This window comes from Thiohalospira halophila DSM 15071, from assembly GCF_900112605.1.
Classification (GTDB): domain Bacteria; phylum Pseudomonadota; class Gammaproteobacteria; order Thiohalospirales; family Thiohalospiraceae; genus Thiohalospira; species Thiohalospira halophila.
In genome coordinates, this window is record NZ_FOMJ01000001.1 from 728161 (window position 1) to 746159 (window position 17999).

Annotated in this window: 17 protein-coding genes; 6 read left to right on the forward strand and 11 right to left on the reverse strand. The window is 69.9% G+C overall.

The features are described from left to right. Positions 1 to 90: 90 nt before the first annotated feature. Positions 91 to 861, forward strand: coding sequence for a type I methionyl aminopeptidase (map, locus tag BM272_RS03520; protein WP_093427339.1), 771 nt, complete (start codon positions 91 to 93; stop codon positions 859 to 861). After that, positions 858 to 3515, forward strand: coding sequence for a [protein-PII] uridylyltransferase (gene glnD, locus BM272_RS03525; RefSeq protein WP_240307990.1), 2658 nt, complete (start codon positions 858 to 860; stop codon positions 3513 to 3515). Before map ends, glnD begins: the two co-directional genes overlap by 4 nt. Positions 3516 to 3524: 9 nt before the next feature. Here the strand turns inward: glnD and BM272_RS03530 are convergent, their stop codons facing one another. Genes BM272_RS03530 through BM272_RS03535 form a run of 3 tightly spaced genes read right to left on the reverse strand, consistent with a single transcriptional unit; the run spans position 3525 to position 5658 of the window. Then, complete coding sequence (locus BM272_RS03530; RefSeq protein WP_093427340.1) at positions 3525 to 4370, reverse strand: HDOD domain-containing protein; 846 nt, start codon at positions 4368 to 4370, stop codon at positions 3525 to 3527. Further along, positions 4367 to 4744 (reverse strand): VOC family protein, encoded by a 378-nt coding sequence (locus BM272_RS13515; protein ID WP_143613136.1) that lies wholly within the window; start codon positions 4742 to 4744, stop codon positions 4367 to 4369. The genes BM272_RS03530 and BM272_RS13515 overlap by 4 nt, the downstream gene beginning before the upstream one ends. Further along, positions 4741 to 5658, reverse strand: a complete 918-nt coding sequence (locus tag BM272_RS03535; RefSeq protein WP_159433011.1) for a DMT family transporter — start codon at positions 5656 to 5658, stop codon at positions 4741 to 4743. Before BM272_RS03535 ends, BM272_RS13515 begins: the two co-directional genes overlap by 4 nt. Before the next feature lie 31 nt (positions 5659 to 5689). Between BM272_RS03535 and dapC the strand changes: the two genes are divergently transcribed. Genes dapC through dapE form a run of 3 tightly spaced genes read left to right on the forward strand, consistent with a single transcriptional unit; the run spans position 5690 to position 8934 of the window. Then, on the forward strand, positions 5690 to 6898 hold the full coding sequence (gene dapC, locus BM272_RS03540) for a succinyldiaminopimelate transaminase (protein ID WP_093427341.1): 1209 nt from the start codon (positions 5690 to 5692) through the stop codon (positions 6896 to 6898). A gap of 49 nt (positions 6899 to 6947) precedes the next feature. Further along, positions 6948 to 7778 (forward strand): 2,3,4,5-tetrahydropyridine-2,6-dicarboxylate N-succinyltransferase, encoded by an 831-nt coding sequence (gene dapD / locus BM272_RS03545; protein WP_093427342.1) that lies wholly within the window; start codon positions 6948 to 6950, stop codon positions 7776 to 7778. A gap of 10 nt (positions 7779 to 7788) precedes the next feature. Then, complete coding sequence (gene dapE / locus BM272_RS03550) at positions 7789 to 8934, forward strand: succinyl-diaminopimelate desuccinylase (protein ID WP_093427343.1); 1146 nt, start codon at positions 7789 to 7791, stop codon at positions 8932 to 8934. A gap of 187 nt (positions 8935 to 9121) precedes the next feature. On the opposite strand, the gene BM272_RS03555 is transcribed toward dapE, so the two are convergent. The 5 genes from BM272_RS03555 to BM272_RS03575 form a co-directional block, all read right to left on the reverse strand. Next, positions 9122 to 10429: an MATE family efflux transporter gene (locus BM272_RS03555; protein WP_093427344.1), complete on the reverse strand. Its 1308-nt coding sequence runs from the start codon at positions 10427 to 10429 to the stop codon at positions 9122 to 9124. A gap of 119 nt (positions 10430 to 10548) precedes the next feature. Further along, the gene (locus BM272_RS03560) at positions 10549 to 10830 is read right to left on the reverse strand and encodes a ComEA family DNA-binding protein (RefSeq protein WP_205407736.1); all 282 of its coding nucleotides are present in this window, start codon (positions 10828 to 10830) and stop codon (positions 10549 to 10551) included. Between the two features lie 146 nt (positions 10831 to 10976). Continuing rightward, positions 10977 to 11684, reverse strand: coding sequence for an orotidine-5'-phosphate decarboxylase (gene pyrF, locus BM272_RS03565; RefSeq protein ID WP_093427346.1), 708 nt, complete (start codon positions 11682 to 11684; stop codon positions 10977 to 10979). A gap of 9 nt (positions 11685 to 11693) precedes the next feature. Continuing rightward, positions 11694 to 12866 (reverse strand): lipopolysaccharide assembly protein LapB, encoded by a 1173-nt coding sequence (lapB, locus tag BM272_RS03570; protein ID WP_093427347.1) that lies wholly within the window; start codon positions 12864 to 12866, stop codon positions 11694 to 11696. A 2-nt stretch (positions 12867 to 12868) separates the two neighbouring features. Then, positions 12869 to 13171, reverse strand: coding sequence for a LapA family protein (locus BM272_RS03575; protein ID WP_093427348.1), 303 nt, complete (start codon positions 13169 to 13171; stop codon positions 12869 to 12871). Between the two features lie 149 nt (positions 13172 to 13320). Between BM272_RS03575 and BM272_RS03580 the strand changes: the two genes are divergently transcribed. Then, positions 13321 to 15027 carry a putative bifunctional diguanylate cyclase/phosphodiesterase gene (locus BM272_RS03580; RefSeq protein WP_093427349.1) on the forward strand — a complete coding sequence of 569 codons (1707 nt, stop codon included), beginning with the start codon at positions 13321 to 13323 and terminating at the stop codon, positions 15025 to 15027. Positions 15028 to 15114: 87 nt separating this feature from the next. Here BM272_RS03580 and BM272_RS03585 read toward each other — a convergent pair whose 3' ends face one another. The 3 genes from BM272_RS03585 to cmk all read right to left on the reverse strand — a co-directional run bounded on the left by BM272_RS03585 (position 15115) and on the right by cmk (position 17991). Further along, complete coding sequence (locus BM272_RS03585) at positions 15115 to 15411, reverse strand: integration host factor subunit beta (protein ID WP_093427350.1); 297 nt, start codon at positions 15409 to 15411, stop codon at positions 15115 to 15117. Positions 15412 to 15474: 63 nt separating this feature from the next. Further along, entirely contained in the window at positions 15475 to 17154 is a 1680-nt protein-coding gene (rpsA, locus tag BM272_RS03590) for a 30S ribosomal protein S1 (RefSeq protein ID WP_093427351.1), read from the reverse strand. Between the two features lie 111 nt (positions 17155 to 17265). After that, positions 17266 to 17991, reverse strand: coding sequence for a (d)CMP kinase (gene cmk / locus BM272_RS03595; RefSeq protein WP_093427352.1), 726 nt, complete (start codon positions 17989 to 17991; stop codon positions 17266 to 17268). Between the last annotated feature and the right edge of the window lie 8 nt (positions 17992 to 17999).

Below are 17999 nucleotides of genomic sequence, written 5' to 3' on the forward strand. Positions count from 1 at the left end.
CGGGTTTGCCTTGAAGGCGCGCGGTTTATACCATGAATTGCTTTCCCGGACAAACCGGCCCGCGCGTCATGGCGGGCCTTCAGGAGCCCCATGAGCATTGATATCAAGACCCCCGAGGCCATCGAGAAGATGCGCGTGGCCGGCCGGCTCGCCGCCGATGTCCTGGTGATGCTGGAGGAACACGTCCGCCCGGGCGTGACCACCGATGAGCTGGACCGCATCGCCCACGACTATATCGTCAACGAGCAGGGTGCCACGCCGGCCCCGCTGAACTACCACGGCTTTCCCAGGTCCATCTGCACCTCCGTGAACCACGTGGTCTGCCACGGCATCCCGGCGGACAAGCAGCTCAAGGACGGTGACATCATCAACATCGACATCACCGTCATCAAGGAGGGCTACCACGGGGACACCAGCAAGATGTTCTTCGTCGGCAAGCCCTCGGTGCAGGCGGAGCGGGTGGTCCGCATCGCCCACGAGTGCCTGGTCACCGGCATCCAGATGGTCGCCCCCGGCGTGCAGCTGGGCGACATCGGCCACGCCATCCAGCGCCACGCCGAGAAGAATCACTGCTCGGTGGTCCGCGAATACTGCGGCCACGGCATCGGCCTGAACTTCCACGAGGAGCCACAGGTCCTCCACTACGGCGAGCCGGGCACCGGTCTGGAGCTCACCCCCGGCATGACCTTCACCATCGAGCCCATGATCAATACCGGCAAGCGCCACACCCGGGTTCTGGGCGACAAGTGGACGGTCATTACCAAGGACCGAAGCCTCTCCGCCCAGTGGGAGCACACCCTCCTGGTTACCGAGACCGGCCACGAGGTCCTCACCCTCCGGCCGGAGGAAGAGCCCATTTGAACGCCGCGGCCCCCGCCCCCTGGCTGCTGGACACGGTGGCCCTGGACCGGCGGGTGGCGGCGGGCGACTCCCCCCTGCACGCCTTTCGCGAGGCGCTGGCCCAGGCCGATGCCGCCCTGGCCGCGGCCTACGAGAACGGCCGCCCCGTGGCGGAGCTGGTCGCCGGCCGGGCCGCCGTGGTGGACGCCCTCCTCCAGCGACTCTGGGCCCGCCACCTCCCGCCGGGGCCGACCCTGGTGGCCGTGGGCGGCTACGGCCGCGGCGAGCTCCACCCCGGCTCGGACCTCGATATCCTCATCCTGCTACCGGAGGATTCCGAACCACCGCGCGAGGCCCTGGAGGCCTTCCTCACCCTGCTCTGGGACGTGGGCCTGGAGGTGGGTCAGAGCGTGCGCACCGTGGCCGAGTGCGAGCAGGAGGCCCGCGCCGATATCACTGTGGCCACCAACCTCATGGAGGCGCGGCTGCTCGCCGGCGACAGCGCCCTGCTGGAGGCCATGCAGGCGGCCACCGGGCCGGACCGGATCTGGGGCGGGCGCGCCTTCTTCGAGGCCAAGTGGGAAGAGCAGATCGCCCGCCACCGCAAGTACTTCGACGCCGCCTACAACCTGGAACCCAACATCAAGGAGGGCCCCGGCGGCCTGCGGGATATCCAGATGGTGGGCTGGGTGGCCAAGCGCCACTTCGGTGCCGACAGCCTGGCCGCGCTGGTGGATCACGGCTTCCTCACCGCCGAGGAGCATGCCGAGCTGGTGACCGGCCAGCACTTCCTCTGGCGTGTCCGTTTCGGCCTCCACCTGCTGGCCGGGCGGCGCGAGGACCGGCTGCTCTTCGATCACCAGCGGACCCTGGCCGAGCGCTTCGGCTACCGCGACGACGACCGGCGGCTGGCCGTGGAGCACTTCATGAAGGCCTACTACCGGGCCATCACCGAACTCTCCCGGCTCAACGAGCTGCTCCTCCAGCTCTTCCAGGAGGAGATCCTGCTGGCCAACGACCCGGCCGAACCCTTCGCCCTCAATGAACGCTTCCAGGCCCGGCGCGGCTTCCTGGAGGTCCGCGACCCGGCGCTGTTCGAGCGCCACCCCTGCGCCCTGCTGGAACTCTTCCTGGTCATGGCGCGCAATCCCCAGCTCCAGGGTGTCCGGGCGAACACCATCCGCCTCATCCGCCGCCACCTCCACCTGGTGGGCGCCGAATTCCGCGCCGACCCGGAGGCGCGCCGACTCTTTCTGGCCTTCCTGCGCCAGCCCCGCGGAGTGACCCACGAGCTGCGCCGAATGCACCGCCACGGCGTCCTGGGCGCCTACCTGCCGGCCTTCGGCGCCATCGTCGGGCAGATGCAGCACGACCTCTACCACGTCTATACCGTGGACGAGCACACCCTCTTCGTCGTCCGCAACCTGCGCCGACTGACCGTCCCGGAGTTCGCCCACGAGCTCCCCCTGGCCTCGGCCCTCATGGGCGAAGTGGAGCGGCCGGAGCTGCTCTACATCGCCGCCCTCTTCCACGATATCGCCAAGGGGCGCGGCGGCGATCACTCCCAGCTGGGTGCCGCCGATGCCGCTACCTTCTGCCGCGATCACGGGCTGGACGAGGGGGATACGGCCCTGGTGGCCTGGCTGGTGGAGAACCACCTGCTCTTCTCCATGACCGCCCAGCGCCAGGACATCAGCGACCCCGACGTGGTCCACACCTTCACCGCCCGCATGGGCGACCGTCGCCGGCTGGACTACCTCTACCTGCTGACGGTGGCCGATATCCGCGCCACCAGCCCGACGGTCTGGAACTCCTGGAAGGATGCCCTGCTGGCGGAGCTCTACCACGCCGCCCGGGATGCCATGGCGCGGGGTCCGGGCCACCGCCTCGCCGCCGGCGAGATCGCCGATGCCCACCAGGCCGAGGCGCGGCGCCTGCTCCGGGACCACGCCATCGACCCCGAGGCGCTGGAGGCGCTCTGGAACGGCCTGGATGCGGACTACTTCCGCCGCCACAACCCGGACGAGCTGGTCTGTCACGCCCACGCCATCCTCACCGCCACGGCCGACGAGGTGCCGCTGCTCCGTTTCCGGCAGCAGACCCAGCGCGGCGGGACGGAGCTCTTCATCCACGCCCCGGCGGACGCCACCATCTTCGTGCGCACCGCCTCGGTGCTGGAACAGCTGGGGCTGGACGTGGCGGATGCCCGGATCTTCACCACCGCCGACGGCCACGCCCTGAACAGCTTCACCGTCCTCGAGGAGGACGGTGAACCCATCCACTCCGGCGAACGACTCACCGAGATCGGGACAGCCCTGGAGACCGCCCTCTCGAACCCCGTGCCACCCCCGGCGGACCAGCGCCGCCCCACCCGCCGGCAGCGCCACTTCCCGGTGGCGACCCGCGTCCACTTCCACGAGGAACCGGCCCACCGGCGCACCATGCTCCAGGTGGAGAGCGCCGACCGCCCGGGGCTGCTGGCCCTCATCGGGGAGGAGCTACTGGCGGCGGGGGTCCGCATCGCCAGTGCCAAGATCGCCACCTTCGGCGAGCGGGCGGAGGATGTCTTCTTCGTTACCGATGCCCAGGGCCGTCCCCTGCGCGACCCCGGTCAGCAGGAGGCCCTGGCCGATGCCATCCGTACCGCCCTGGAGCAGGAGGCAAGGACCTCCTGAGGGGCGGCGTCAGCCGCCGACACCGTAGCTGTCCCGCAGGGCCTTATGCTGCTGCTGCAGTGCGGCCAGATCCGCCTCGTCCAGCGACAGCGCCTCCAGCAACCGGTCACGCTGGTCCGGGATCCGCTCCCGCGGGTGGTGAGGCTGGCGGCCGGCCTCCTCGTGGAGGTGGTGGGCCAGGGCGAGGACCGCCAGGTGGTCGTCCACCTCCCGGCCGGCCAGGGGCACCTGCTCCATGTAGGGGAAGTCAGTGATCGCCCCGCGGCTGGCATCGGGCAGCCGGATCTCGTCAATGACCCGGGCCACCAGCTCGTTGTGGGTGATCCCGAAGAAGGCCTTCTCCCGGTCCTCCAGGAAGGCATCCTCCGCCAGCGCCTCCTCGGCCAGCCCCGTGTACTCCTCCGGGAAGTTGGTGAGCAGGATCAGGGCACCCATCTCGTGGAGCAGGCCGGTGAGCTCGATATCCTCGGCCCGCCGGGGCACCGCCATGTCGGCAATGGCTCGCATGAGGGCGGCCATGGTAAAGCTGTGACTCCAGATGGCATTGGCCAGGGGATGGTCGCGGTAGTCATCGGCGAAGTCGCGCATGCTCGCCACCATCACGGCCAGGCGGACATTGGCCAGCCCCAGGATGCTCACCGCCTGGCGGACGTTGGTCACCTCCACCAGGCGGCGGTACATGGGGGCGTTGGCGTACTTGAGTACCGCCGACGAGAGGACGGGATCATGATGGATGGCCTCGGTCACCGAACGGATATCCGGCCGTTCCGACTCCAGCAGCGCCAGCACATCCTGGCCCGAGGGCGAGACCCGGGGCATGCGAAGGCTGAGGAATTCGGTATCGGATGGGCTCATGCAGCCTCCAGGGCGGTGAATTCCAGGGCGTTGCCATCCGGATCGCGACAGAAGAGCGCCGCCCGCCCGGACCGGCTGCGGGTAACGGCGACCCCGGCGGACTCCAGCCGTCCGGCCAGGGTCTCGATATCATCCACCGTCAGCGCGATGTGGCGATCCCGCCCCCCGTGCTCCGGGCGCTCGGCGCCGGCATCCGGGTCCGGCAGGACCATGAGGTGGAGCTGGCGCCGCCCGATGGTAAGCCACGCCCCCGGGTAGCCGAGATCGGGCCGCGCGGGGTCCTCGGCCAGCCCCAGCAGGTCCCGGTAGAAGGCCAGGGAGCGCTCCAGATCGGCCACCAGCACGGCCACGTGGTGGATATCGGTGATGGTCAAGGTTCCTCCCCGGACTTTGGTCGAGCGGAGAGCAGGCCGCCGGCGACGATGAGCAGGCCGCCCAGCGCCTCGCGCACGCCGATGATCTCCCCGGCAACGAGGGCCGATGATATCGCCCCGGCCACCAGCTCGAACAGGAGGATCACCGACGACTGCTGCACCGGTAACCAGGTCACCCCGACCTGCACCGTCACCGTCATGGTCGTCATCATCAGCGCCCCCACCGCCAGGGCGACCAGCCACGGCCCCGCTTCCACCGGCACGCCCTGGCCGCTGGCCCAGGCCGCCCCGCCGGCCAGGAAGGGCGCCCCGGCCCACGCCGCCAGGGCCTTCACCCGCAGCGGGATGGCCTGCGCGTGGCGGACCTGGATATTGGTGGTGGCAAAGGCCATCCCGGCCAGCAGGCCCAGGGCATCCGCCCGGCCGAGAGGGGTACTCTCCGCCCCCGGCAGCAGCATGACCACCGCCCCGGCCAGGGCCAGCGCCAGGGCAACCACGGCGGTGGTATTGAGCCGCTCGCCCAGGAGCAGGTGCGCCATGGCCACCGACCAGACCGGCGAGAGGTAGAACAGGAGCAGCACCCGGACCACGTGGCCCTCGATCATGCCCAGGCTGAAGGCGGTGCCGGAGAGCCCCGAGGTCAGGGCGATGGCCGTGAGCCGCACCGGCCAGCGACGAAAATGGTGCAGGTGGTGGCGCGCTGCCACCAGACCCATGGCGGTCGCCCCGACATAGATGGCGGCCACGGCCCACAGCCCCGGCAGTCCGGCGGTCTCCAGCCAGCGCAGGGGGTACCAGAAGACGCCCCAGAGCCCGGCCCCCACCAGCAGCAGGGTCACGCTGGCCAGATGGCCGGGGCCTTGGGCGGGATGTCTCGGGTGACGTATACTGTCCGTTTGGTCCATCCGACCCATGATACGCCATCCCGCCGGTGACCACCGACCCATGAATCCCGACCTGCAACGCCTCCAGCCCTACCCCTTCGAGCGCCTGGCCGGCCTGCTCGGCGAACCGGCGCCGGGGCTGGAACCCATCGCCCTGTCCATCGGCGAGCCGCGCCATCCGGCGCCGGACTTCGTGCGCACGGCCCTCACCGAGGCCCTGGACGGGCTGGCGCGCTACCCCACCACCCGGGGCGAACCGGCGCTGCGGGAGGCCATTGCGGCCTGGCTCACCCGGCGCTTCAACCTCCCCGGTAATGCGGTGGACCCGGGGCGGCATACCCTGCCGGTGGCCGGCACTCGGGAGGCGCTCTTCGCCTTCGCCCAGGCCGTGGTGGACCCGGCCGACGACCCGCTGGTGGTAATGCCCGACCCCTTCTACCAGATCTACGAGGGGGCGACCCTGCTCGCCGGCGCCGAGCCGCACTACCTGCCGGCCGGCGACGGTCAGCCCGACCTGGAGGCGGTCCCCGAGGCCGTCTGGGACCGCTGCCAGCTGGTCTACCTCTGCAGCCCGGGCAACCCCACCGGGGCCGTGCTCTCCCGGGAGGCGATGGTCGGCCTCATGGAGCGGGCGGAGCGCCACGACTTCCTCATCGCCAGCGACGAGTGCTACTCCGAGATCCACCACCCGGACGAGGAGCCGCCGGTGGGCCTCCTGGAGGCGGCCGCGGGGGCAGGCAACACCGACTTCCGGCGCTGCGTGGTCTTCCACAGCCTCTCCAAGCGCTCCAATCTGCCGGGGCTGCGTTCCGGCTTCGTCGCCGGCGATGCCGAGGTCCTGCAGCAGTTCCTGCGCTACCGCACCTACCACGGCGCCGGCCTGGGGCCGCCGGTGCAGGCGGCCAGCACCGCCGCCTGGTCCGACGAGGCCCACGTGGTGGAGAACCGCGAGCGCTACCGCGCCAAGTTCGACGCCGTCCTCCCCTTCCTGGAGCCGGTCCTGGACGTCCGGCGCCCGGAGGCCGGCTTCTACCTCTGGCCGCGGACGCCGGTGGACGACGAGACCTTCGCCCGGCGGCTTCACGCCGAGCAGGGGGTCACCGTCCTCCCGGGCCGCTATCTCGGCCGCGAGGTGGACGGCCACAACCCCGGCGCCAACCGTGTGCGCATGGCGCTGGTGGCCGAGGAAAACGAATGCATCGAGGCGGCCCATCGCATTCGCCGCTTCGTGGAACAACTCCACGCCGAAGGGGCCGGCCCCGCGGCGTGACCCGAACCCTTGTAGTCAATCCCGAACCCCGTCAGGAGCCCAAGCCGACATGAGCGACATCCAGCCCGTCATCGAGCAGGCCTTCGAGAAGCGCAGCGAGATCACCCCCCGCCACGTGGACACCCACGTCCGCGACGCCGTGGAGGAGGCCATTGGCCGCCTGGACCGCGGCGAGGCCCGCGTGGCGGAGAAGGTCGACGGCCAGTGGGTCGTCAACGAGTGGCTCAAGAAGGCGGTCCTGCTCTCCTTCCGGATCCACGACAACGACTTCATGAAGGGCGGCTTCACCAACTACTTCGACAAGGTCCCGCCCAAGTACGCCGACCACAACTCCCGCGAGTTCCGCGAGGAGGGGGTCCGCGTGGTGCCGCCGGCGGCGGCCCGGCGCGGCTCCTACCTCGCCCCCGGCGTGGTGCTCATGCCCTCCTACGTGAACATCGGCGCCTGGGTGGGCTCCGGCACCATGGTGGACACCTGGGCCACCGTGGGCTCCTGCGCCCAGATCGGGGACAGCGTCCACCTCTCCGGCGGCGTCGGCATCGGCGGCGTGCTGGAGCCGCTGCAGGCGGCCCCCACCATCATCGAGGACAACTGCTTCATCGGCGCCCGCTCGGAGATCGTCGAGGGGGTCATCGTCGAGGAGGGGTCCGTGATCTCCATGGGGGTCTTCATCGGCCAGAGCACCCCGCTCTATGACCGCGCCAGCGGCGAGATCATCCGCGGCCGCGTGCCCGCCGGCTCCGTGGTCGTCCCCGGCACCCTGCCGGCGAAGGACGGGACCCACAGCCTCTACGCCGCCATCATCGTCAAGCAGGTGGACGAGCAGACCCGTAGCAAGGTCGGCATCAACGAGCTCCTGCGCGAGGCCACCAGCGAATAGGGGAGCCACCGTGTCCGAGACCCTGGACCTGGCCTGCGAACTCATCCGCCGACCCTCGGTAACGCCGGACGACGCCGGCTGCCAGGCCCTCATCGGGGCCCGGCTGGCGGCGCTGGGCTTCAACGTGGAGACCCTGGAGGCCGAGGGGGTCACCAACCTCTGGGCCACCCTCGGCGACAGCGGTCCCCTGCTGGTCTTCGCCGGCCATACCGACGTCGTCCCCACCGGGCCCGAGGAGGCGTGGGCCACCCCGCCCTTCGAGCCGACGGTGGACGCGGAGGGCCTGCTCCGCGGCCGGGGGGCGGCGGACATGAAGGGCTCCCTGGCGGCCATGATCACCGCCTGCGAGGCGCATCTGGCGGCGGGGGGCGTGCCGGGGGTCCGCATCGGCTTCCTGCTGACCAGCGACGAGGAGGGCCCGGCTCTCCACGGCACCCGCCACGTCGTGGAGGTGCTGCGCCAGCGGGGCGAGGCCATCGACTGGTGCATCGTCGGCGAGCCCTCGGCCACGTCGGCGGTGGGGGATACGGTGAAGAACGGCCGGCGCGGCTCCCTCTCGGGCCACCTGGTGGTCCACGGCCGCCAGGGCCACGTCGCCTACCCCCAGCATGCGGTGAACCCGGTCCACCAGCTGGCACCGGCCCTGGCGGAGCTGGCCGGGACCCGGTGGGACGAGGGCAACGACTTCTTCCCGCCCACCACCTTCCAGGTCTCAAACCTCCACGCCGGCACCGGGGCGACCAACGTCATCCCCGGCAACGTGGACGTCCACTTCAACTTCCGCTTCTCCACCGCCTCCACGGCGGCGGAGCTGCGCGAACGCACCGAGGCCATCCTCGATGCCCACGGCGTGGACTACAGCCTGGACTGGACCCTATCCGGCGAGCCCTTCCTCACCGAGCCGGGGACGCTGGTAGCCGCGGTCAGGGAGGCCGTGGCCGAGGTCACCGGCGGCGAGCCGGAGCTCTCCACCGCCGGCGGCACCTCCGACGGCCGCTTCATCGCCCCCACCGGGGCGCAGGTGGTGGAGCTGGGGCCGGTGAACGCCACCATCCACCAGGTGGACGAGCGCGTCGCCGCCACCGACCTGGACCACCTCCACGCCATCCATACCGCCCTGCTCCACCGGCTGGCGCCGGTCACCTCCCCCGGATAACCAGGGATACGAACAGGGAAAACGGCGCCGAACCCTGAGAAGCCTTCCCGGCGGGAGCTCGTTCGCAGGGCGTGCGCAGCAGGGATGCTGCGCGCGAGCCCCCAGGGACGGGTTCACGGCGTCCCTGCGACAGAGCTCCCGCCGGGAAGGCGCCATCGAAGCCCCTTCCGGCTGGGCCGGCCCCTCCTCAAGGGAGCCCCACTCCGGCCAGCCGTCGCGGCCAGAGCAGCCCCAGGGCCACCCCGCGTGCCGCCAGGAAGAGGATCATGGCCGCCCACAGCCCGTGATTGCCGAAGGCCGGCATGAGCCACCACCAGGCGGGCAGGTAGATCCCGAAGACCACCACGAGCATGGCGTTACGCAGGTCCCGGGTCCAGGTGGCGCCGATGAAGACCCCGTCGAAGAGGAAGCCGGCCACCGCCACCAGGGGCGCGGCGGCCGCCCAGGGGAGATAGGTCGCCGCCGCCGCCCGGACCTCCGGGATCCCGGTGAGCAGGGCGATGAGGTACTCCCCGGCGACCAGGTAGGCGGCGCTGAAGCCCACGGCCAGTCCCGCCGACCACTGGGCCGCCGCGCCCACGGCCCGCCGCAGACCCTCCCGATCCCCGCCCCCCACCGTGCGGCCGGTCAGCGCCTCGGTGGCGTGGGCGAAGCCGTCCAGGGCGTAGGCCATCAGGGTCTGGAAGTTCAGGAGCACGGCATTGGCCGCCAGGATCACCTCCCCCTGGGCCGCCCCCTGGCGGGTGAAGAAGGCGAAGGCGCCGAGCAGCACCAGGGTGCGGACGAACAGATCCCGGTTCACCGCTACCATGCGCCGCAGGGCCGCCCCCTCCCGGACCGCCGCCCACCCCGCCGCCGGCCGGGCCAGACCACCGGCGCGGGCCACCAGGGCGAGCCCCAGTCCGGCGGCGACATACTCCGCCGCCAGGGAGGCGAAGGCCACCCCGGCCACCCCCATTCCCAGGCCCAGGACCAGCCACGCATCCAGGGCGGCATTGAGACTGTTGACCAGGACCATGAGGAGCAGGGGAATCCGTCCGTTCTCCCGCCCCAGGAACCAGCCCGCCACCACGTAGTGGACCAGCGCCGCCGGCGCCGAGGCGATGCGGATGGCGAAGTAGGTCTCCGCCAGGGGGCGGACCTCCGGCCCGGGGGCCAGGAGGTCCAGCCCGATCCGTCCCAGGGGGCCCTGGAGGGCGATGAGCCCTGCCCCGATGATCCCGGCCAGCAGCAGGCCGCGCAGCAGCACCAGCTGCACATCCCCGCCACCGCCCACCTCCTGGGCGGTGAGCCCGGTGGTCCCCATGCGCAGGAAGCCGAAGCCCCAGTAGAGGAAGCCGAACAGGGTCGCACCGATGGCCACCGCGCCCAGCGGGGCCGGATCCTCCAGATGGCCCACCACGGCCGTGTCCACCATGCCGAGCAGCGGCACCGAGAGGTTGGCCAGGATGAGGGGGGCGGCAAGGCGACGGAGCTGGTGGTGCATGGATTCCATGCGCCCATTATGCCAGAGGGGGGTATCGGACCTGCCAAAAAGGACCGGCTTCGGCGGCGGAGGAAGTCAGGGGTGGGGTGAGTCTCTGCCGCCCGGCCGGCCAAAGGGGGTGGGTGGAGCTACTCCTCCGCGGCGCCGAGGGCGAGGCTGTCGCGATTCTTCTCCAGGGTCGCCGACCCGATGCCGCGAACCTCGGTGAGCTCTCCCACCGACTCGAACTCGCCATATTCTTCGCGATACTCGACGATGGCCTCCGCCCGCACCTCACCAACTCCGGTGAGTTCGTCGGCGAGCATCTGGGCATCCGCCGCGTTGATATCCAGGGCCGCTGCCGGAAGGGCCCACGCCAGGATCGTGGCGGCCAGGAAAAGGCGCGACGGCGAGGTAAGGAATCGGGGCATGGCATATCCTCCTTGTACTGCGTTCATTCCGTGATCTTTCTTCCCTGCGATACCGCATCCGGCGGTCGATTTATTCAACCACATCCCTCATGACCTCGGAAGGGGCGAAACCGTCAGGCCAATCGGAAACTGGTATCGGCCGAGGATTACGGCGCGGCCCTGAGTTCCGCCTCCAGGGCCGAAAGGGCCGCAGCCGGGTCAGCGGCGCCGGTCACCGGCCGCCCCACCACCAGATGGTCGGCGCCCGCTCGACGCGCCTCGGTCGCTGTTACCACCCGTCGCTGGTCATCGCCCGCGGCATTGGTCGGCCGGATCCCCGGCGTCACCAGACAGGGCTCAGCGCCAAAGGCGGAACGCAGATCGGTGACCTCCCGGGCGGAGCAGACCAGGCCGTCCGCCCCGGCCTCCAGGGCCAGGTGGCCCAGGCGCAGGACATTCTCCCGCGGCGTGCCGGACAGACCGATCTCGCGCAGATCCTCCCCCTCCATGCTGGTCAGCACGGTAACGGCGGTGAGCAGCGGCGGGCGCCCGGACGCGGCCAGGGCCTCGGCGGCCGCCTCCACCATCCGCCGGCCACCGAGGGCGTGGACGTTCACCATCCAGACCCCCAGGTCAGCCGCGGCGCGGCAGGCGCCGGCCACAGTGGCGGGGATATCGTGGTATTTCAGGTCCAGGAAGACCTCGAAACCGAGCCCGATAACCTCCTCCACCACCGCCGGACCGCCGCGCGTGAAGAGCTCCTTCCCGATCTTCAACCGGCAGCTGGCCGGATCGAGTTTCCGGGCCAGGTTCAGGGCCTCGGCGGGCTCGGGGAAATCCAGGGCGATGATCAGGGGGGTACGGGGCTCGGCCATGGAGGCTCCTTACGCCGCGGCCTCGGCGCCGGGCTTGACGGTTGTCCAGTGCTTGCAGGAGGGGCACTGCCAGTGCAGGACCCGCCCCCGGAAACCGCAGTGGGTACATTGGTAGAGAGGCTGGTCAGCCACCATCCGCTCCAGGATGGTATAGACGGGCTCGAGGTCCCGCTGCTCGCCGGGTTCGGCCCGCTCCCGGGTCAGGGCGACATAGCGCTCCAGGCCGCGCAGGGAGGGCCGCTCGGTCAGCCGGTTGCGCAGAAAGAGTGCCGCCTGGTCCGGACCCTGCTGGCGCTCCATGAGGTCCACCATGGCCATCAGCGGCGCGGCGCGGCCCTGCCCCTCCTCCACCTCGCGCAGCCAGTGGAGGATCTCCAGCGGGCGCCCCATGGCCTCGTAGGCGCGGCGCAGTCGCGGCAGCGCCTCGGCCAGGAACTCGGGATCCTGGTCGGCCACCCGCCGACCCGCCTTGATGGCAGAGCGCCAGGCCTCTGCGGCCAGCGCCATGTCCGCCTCAATGAGGCTGGCGCGCACACAGTGTCGGTCGAACCCCAGGGCCTGGCGAAGATGGCGCTCGGCCTCCCGCCCGCGGCCGGCTGCCCGGTCGATCTCGGCCAGCTCGCAGTGGTACTGGGCCACCACCGGCCCGAGATCGCTCTCTCCGGCATTCATCAGCTTGCGGGCCGCGCGGATGGCGTTATCCCACTCCTTCTCCTGCTCGTAGATGGCGCGCAACTGGCGCAGAGCCGCCAGGGACCAGTCGCCCCGCTCCCCCAGCTCGCCGAAGAGCTCCTCGGCGCGGTCGAACAGACCGGCCCGCATATGGTCGAGGCCGAGCTCGTAGAGCGCCTGTTCCCGCTGCGGCCGGGTCAGGGTGGGACGGGCGATGAGGTTCTGGTGGATACGAATGGCGCGGTCCACCTCCCCCCGTCGCCGGAAGAGGCTGCCCAGGGCCAGGTGGAGCTCCACCGTCTCCGAGTCCACCTCCAGCATCCGGGTAAAGAGGTCGATGGCCTTGTCGGTCCGGTCTTCCAGGAGGTAGCTCAGCCCTCGAAGATACTCCGGATTGACGCCGGGTGGGCAGTCCTCGCCCCCACCCCCTCCTCGACGGCGACCGATGAACCAGCCCGACAGGGCCGCCACCGGTAGCAGGAGGAAGAGGACGGCCAGAGGCAGATCCATGCTCAGGCGGAGTCTTTGAGCGGCATGGAGCGGAGGTTCTCCACCTCCTTGCGGCTGTTATCGACCTCGCGGCGCAGGGTACGTATGCGGCGACGCAGGCGCCAGACCCACCCCAGGCTGGCCAGCACCCCCAGGACCACGCCGAGGAAGAGGGCACCCACCAGGGCCACCGCTAGCGGCATCTCGCGCACGGCCAGGAAGTAATCGACGGCCACCAGGGCGTCATTGCGCACGACGAAGGCCAGCACGGCCAGCGCCACGACGAGGAGCAGCACGAATCCGATGATCCGCTTGGTATTGCGCATGGTTCGAGGATTCCGATGGGGGTTGGAAGCCTACGAATCTACTGCATCGAGCCGCCCGCTAACAACCGTGGAATCGTGCGAATCCCCAAGCGCCCACTTGCCGATTGGGGTTATAATGGCCACTTTCCACGCAATCCCTGTCGCCGACCATGTTCGAGAACGAACCCCGCCGCCCGGCGGACCCCGACCGCGAGATACAGCGCCTGGATGCCATCCTGCGCGCCGCCGGCGATGCCATCATCACCGCCGATGCCGACGGGGTCATCCACGACTTCAATCCGGCCGCGGAGGCCATGTTCGGCTACACGGCCGACCAGATGGTGGGGACCAAGCTCAACCATCTCATGCCGGAGCCCCACGCCACGCACCACGACGAGTACCTCCGCCACTACGAAGAGACCGGCGAGGCCAAGGTCATCGGCATCGGCCGGGAGCTGGAAGCGGTCCGTGCCGACGGCAGCCGGTTCCCCATCGAACTCAATGTCACCGACACCGGCCTGCGCGACCCGCGACTGTTCATCGGCGTGGTTCGCGATATCAGCGAGCGCCGCCAGCGCGAGGCGGAACGGCTGCACTTCTACGCCAACTTCGACGCCCTCACCGGCCTGCCCAACCGCGACCACGCCCTGGAACTGCTGGACGAGAGTATTCGTCAGTGCCCGACACAGCACCGGGTGGCTCTGATGGAGGTGCGGCTGCGCAGCTTCCGGCACATCGGCCCCACCTATGGCCAGCGAACCGCCGAGCAGATCCTGCGCCAGGTGGCCAACCGGCTGCGCGACCTCTTCCGTGACGAGGTAAGCGTCCGCGCCCGGCTGGAGGGCTCGCGTTTCCTCATCGGCCTGGAGTACGAGCCCGACCCGCCGCTGGAAGAGCGCCTCCAGGCGGTCATGGATCGGTTGAGCGAGCCCTACAAGGCCGATGGGCAGGAGTTCCGCCTTCGCCCGCGCATGGGAGTGGCCGAGTGCGGGCCGGGCGTCACCTGCGCCGCCGACCTCCTCCGTCAGTCGGAGATCGCCCTGGCCCGTGTCGCCGACTCCGCCGACATCCCCTACGCCTTCGCCGACCCGGAGACCGACCAAGCGCTGCGTCGGCGTCTGAACCTGGAGACCGATCTCCACCGGGCAGTGGGCGAAGGCGAGTTCTTCCTGGACTATCAGCCTCAGTTCCAGCTCAGCGATGGCCGGATGACCGGGGTCGAGGCACTGCTGCGCTGGAACCACCCGGAGCGCGGCGTGGTCTCCCCGGCCGAGTTCATCCCCCTACTGGAAGATACCGGCCTGATCATCGAAGTGGGCCGCTGGATCCTCGATACCGCTGCGGCCCAGGCCAAGGCATGGAATGCTGCCGGACTCCCCCGGCTGCGCATGGCAGTGAATCTGAGTCCGCTCCAGGTCCGCGGCGGCGGGCTCCTTCAGGAGGTCATGCAGACCCTGGCCCGCACCCGGCTACCGGAGGAGCAGCTGGAGCTCGAGATCACCGAGAGCCTGCTCATCGAGGACCTCGCCGGCACCCGGCGGATCCTGGAAACCCTCCAGGGCATGGGCATCCGGCTGGCACTGGACGACTTCGGCAGCGGCTTCAGCGCCCTCTCCTACCTCCACGCCTTCCCCTTCCACACCCTGAAGGTGGATCGCACCTTCATCCACGCCATCGGCCAGTCGGACCGCTCCGAGGGCCTTCTGCGCAGTATCATCGAGATGGGTCAGAACCTGCGCATGGAGGTGGTAGCCGAGGGCATCGAGACCGAGGGCCAGGCCGCCTACCTTCGGGCCCACGGTTGTGAGCTCGGCCAGGGCTTCGGGTTGGCCCGCCCCGGTCCGCCGGAGGCGGTACCCCCCCTGCTCACCAATTGATCCCCCTTTCATACGAAGAAGGGGCGGATGGCCCTTCGGCCACCCGCCCCTTCTTCTTGATGGACCCATCCGGGCCCGGCTAGCCTGCTAGTCCTCCCCGGAGGCGGCGTTATCCACCCGCTCCCGGAGCTGCTTACCCGGCTTGAAATGGGGGACGTACTTCGCCCCCAGCGCCACCGGCTCTCCGGTCTTGGGATTGCGACCGGTACGTGGCGGCCGATAGTGCAGGGAAAAGCTGCCAAAGCCGCGGATCTCGATGCGCTCACCGTTGGCCAGGCTCCCGGCCATCTGGTCGAGCAGGGTCTTCACCGCCAGCTCCACATCCTTGTAGGGGAGCTGATTCTGACTGCGGGCCAGACGCTCGATGAGTTCCGACTTGGTCATGACTCGTTCCCTGCCTCGATTCAACATCGGCCGCCCCGCAGGGCGACCTCCCGGGGGTCCGGACTAGTCCTCTTCCTTGCCCTCTTCCATCTGCTGCTTGAGCAGATCGCCGAGGTTGGTGGTGGCCTCGCCGGTGGCGCCGTAGTCCTTCACCGCCTGGTCGTTGTCCTTGGACTCCAGGGCCTTCACGGAGAGGTTCACGGTGCCGTTCTTGCGATCCACGCCGACATAGGCCGCCTCGACATCCTGCCCCTCGGAGAGGACGGTCCGGGCATCCTCCACCCGATCCATGGAGAGTTCGGAGGCCCGCAGGTAGCCGATGACGTCGTCGCCCAGGTCCACGGTGGCACCCTTGGCGTCCACCTCGGTAATGGTACCGGCCACCGGCTGACCCTTGCTGTGGGCGGAGACGAAGGCGGAAACGGGGTCCTGCTCCATCGCCTTGATGGACAGGGAGATCCGCTCGCGCTCGGTGTCCACCGACTGGACCACCGCCTCGACCTCGTCGCCCTTCTTGAAGTTGCGGATGGCCTCCTCGCCCTCCTCGTTCCAGGAGATGTCGGAGAGGTGGACCAGGCCGTCGATGCCGCCGTCCAGGCCGACGAAGATGCCGAAGTCGGTGATGGACTTGATCCGGCCGGTAACGCGGTCGCCGCGGTTGTGCGTGGCGGCGAACTCTTCCCAGGGGTTGTTGATGCACTGCTTGATGCCCAGGGAGATCCGGCGGCGCTCCTCGTCGATGTCGAGGACCATCACCTCCACCTCGTCGCCCACCTGGACGACCTTGGAGGGGTGGATGTTCTTGTTGGTCCAGTCCATCTCGGAGACGTGGACCAGGCCCTCGACGCCCTCCTCGATCTCCACGAAGGCGCCGTAGTCGGCCAGGTTGGTCACCTTGCCGAAGAGGCGGGTACCCACCGGGTAGCGGCGGGCGATGTTCTCCCACGGATCGGCACCCAGCTGCTTGAGGCCCAGGGAAACGCGCTGACGCTCGCGGTCGAACTTGAGGACCTTGACCTCGATCTCGTCGCCGACATTGACCACCTCGGAGGGGTGCTTGACCCGCTTCCAGGCCATGTCGGTGATGTGGAGCAGGCCGTCCACGCCGCCGAGGTCGACGAAGGCGCCGTACTCGGTGAGGTTCTTGACGATACCCTTGAGCTGCGCGCCCTCCTGGAGGTTCTCCAGCAGCTGCTCGCGCTCCTCGGAATGCTCCTCCTCGACCACGGCGCGGCGGGAGACCACGACGTTGTTGCGGCGACGGTCGAGCTTGATGACCTTGAACTCCAGGTCCTTGCCCTCGAGGTAGGTGGCATCGCGCACGGGGCGCACATCCACCAGGGAGCCCGGTAGGAAGGCGCGGAGCTCGCCCACGTCGACGGTGAAACCGCCCTTGACCTTGTCCACGATCTGGCCGGTGACCGTCTCGTCGGCCTCGGAGGCCTTCTCCAGGCGGGTCCAGGCGGCGGCGCGCTTCGCCTTCTCGCGGGAGAGCCGGGTCTCGCCGCTGCCGTCCTCGACGGCGTCCAGCGCCACGTCGACCGTGTCGCCCTCCTGGACCTGGATCTCCCCGTCCTCGTTCTTGAACTGCTCGACGGGGATGATGCCCTCGGACTTCAGGCCGGCGTTGACGACGACGTAGTCGGGGCGGACTTCGAGGACTTCCGCCTCAATGATGGCGCCGGGGCGCATCTGGGTATTCTGCAGGCTCTCCTCGAAGAGTTCGGCAAAGCTTTCGCTCATGTTGTCTGGTCTCTCCGCCGGCGGCGCCGGCCTTGTCGTTGCGACCGCGACCGGCGAACCGGACGCGGGTTGGTGGACCCGGCTCCGCCCGCGGGCGGAGCCCCCTGAAATCTACTCGCTGCCTCCGGCCACCGCACCGGGCGCGAGCCCGAGGTACTGCTGGCAGAGGTCGTCGACCCGGGCGAGGACTGCCGGTATGCCCATGTCGGTGGTATCCACCACCTCGGCATCCCCGGCCGGCCTCAATGGGGAGGCGCTGCGCTCGGAATCGCGTCGATCCCGCTCGCGGATCTCCTCAGCAAGGCCGGCAAGCGTAACATCCAAACCCTTGTCGCTCAACTGGTTATACCGCCGCCGAGCGCGTTCCTCGGCGGAGGCGGTAAGGAAGAGCTTCAAGGGGGCGTCGGGGAAGACGGTGGTCCCCATGTCGCGGCCATCCGCAACCAGGCCCGGCGCCTGGCGAAAATCGCGCTGGCGTTCCAGCAAGGCCTCGCGCACGGCCGGCAGGGCCGCGACACGGGAGGCGCCAGCGCCCGCGGACTCGGTCCGGATGGCCCCGGTGACCTCCTCCCCTTCCAGGTAGATCCGCGCCTCGTCCTCGCCGTCGTCCGGCGCGACGAAACGAACATCCAGATGGCCGGCCAGGGGCACCAGCGCCGACTCGTTGTCGAGGTCGATGCCGTGCCATTCGGCCGCCAGCGCCACCAGGCGGTAGAGGGCGCCACTATCCAGGAAGTGCCAGCCCAGCCGATGGGCGAGGGCCTGGGCGATGGTCCCCTTGCCGGCGCCGCCGGGGCCATCGACGGTAATCACGGGGATGGGTTCGCTGCGGGGCATGCCGGGAC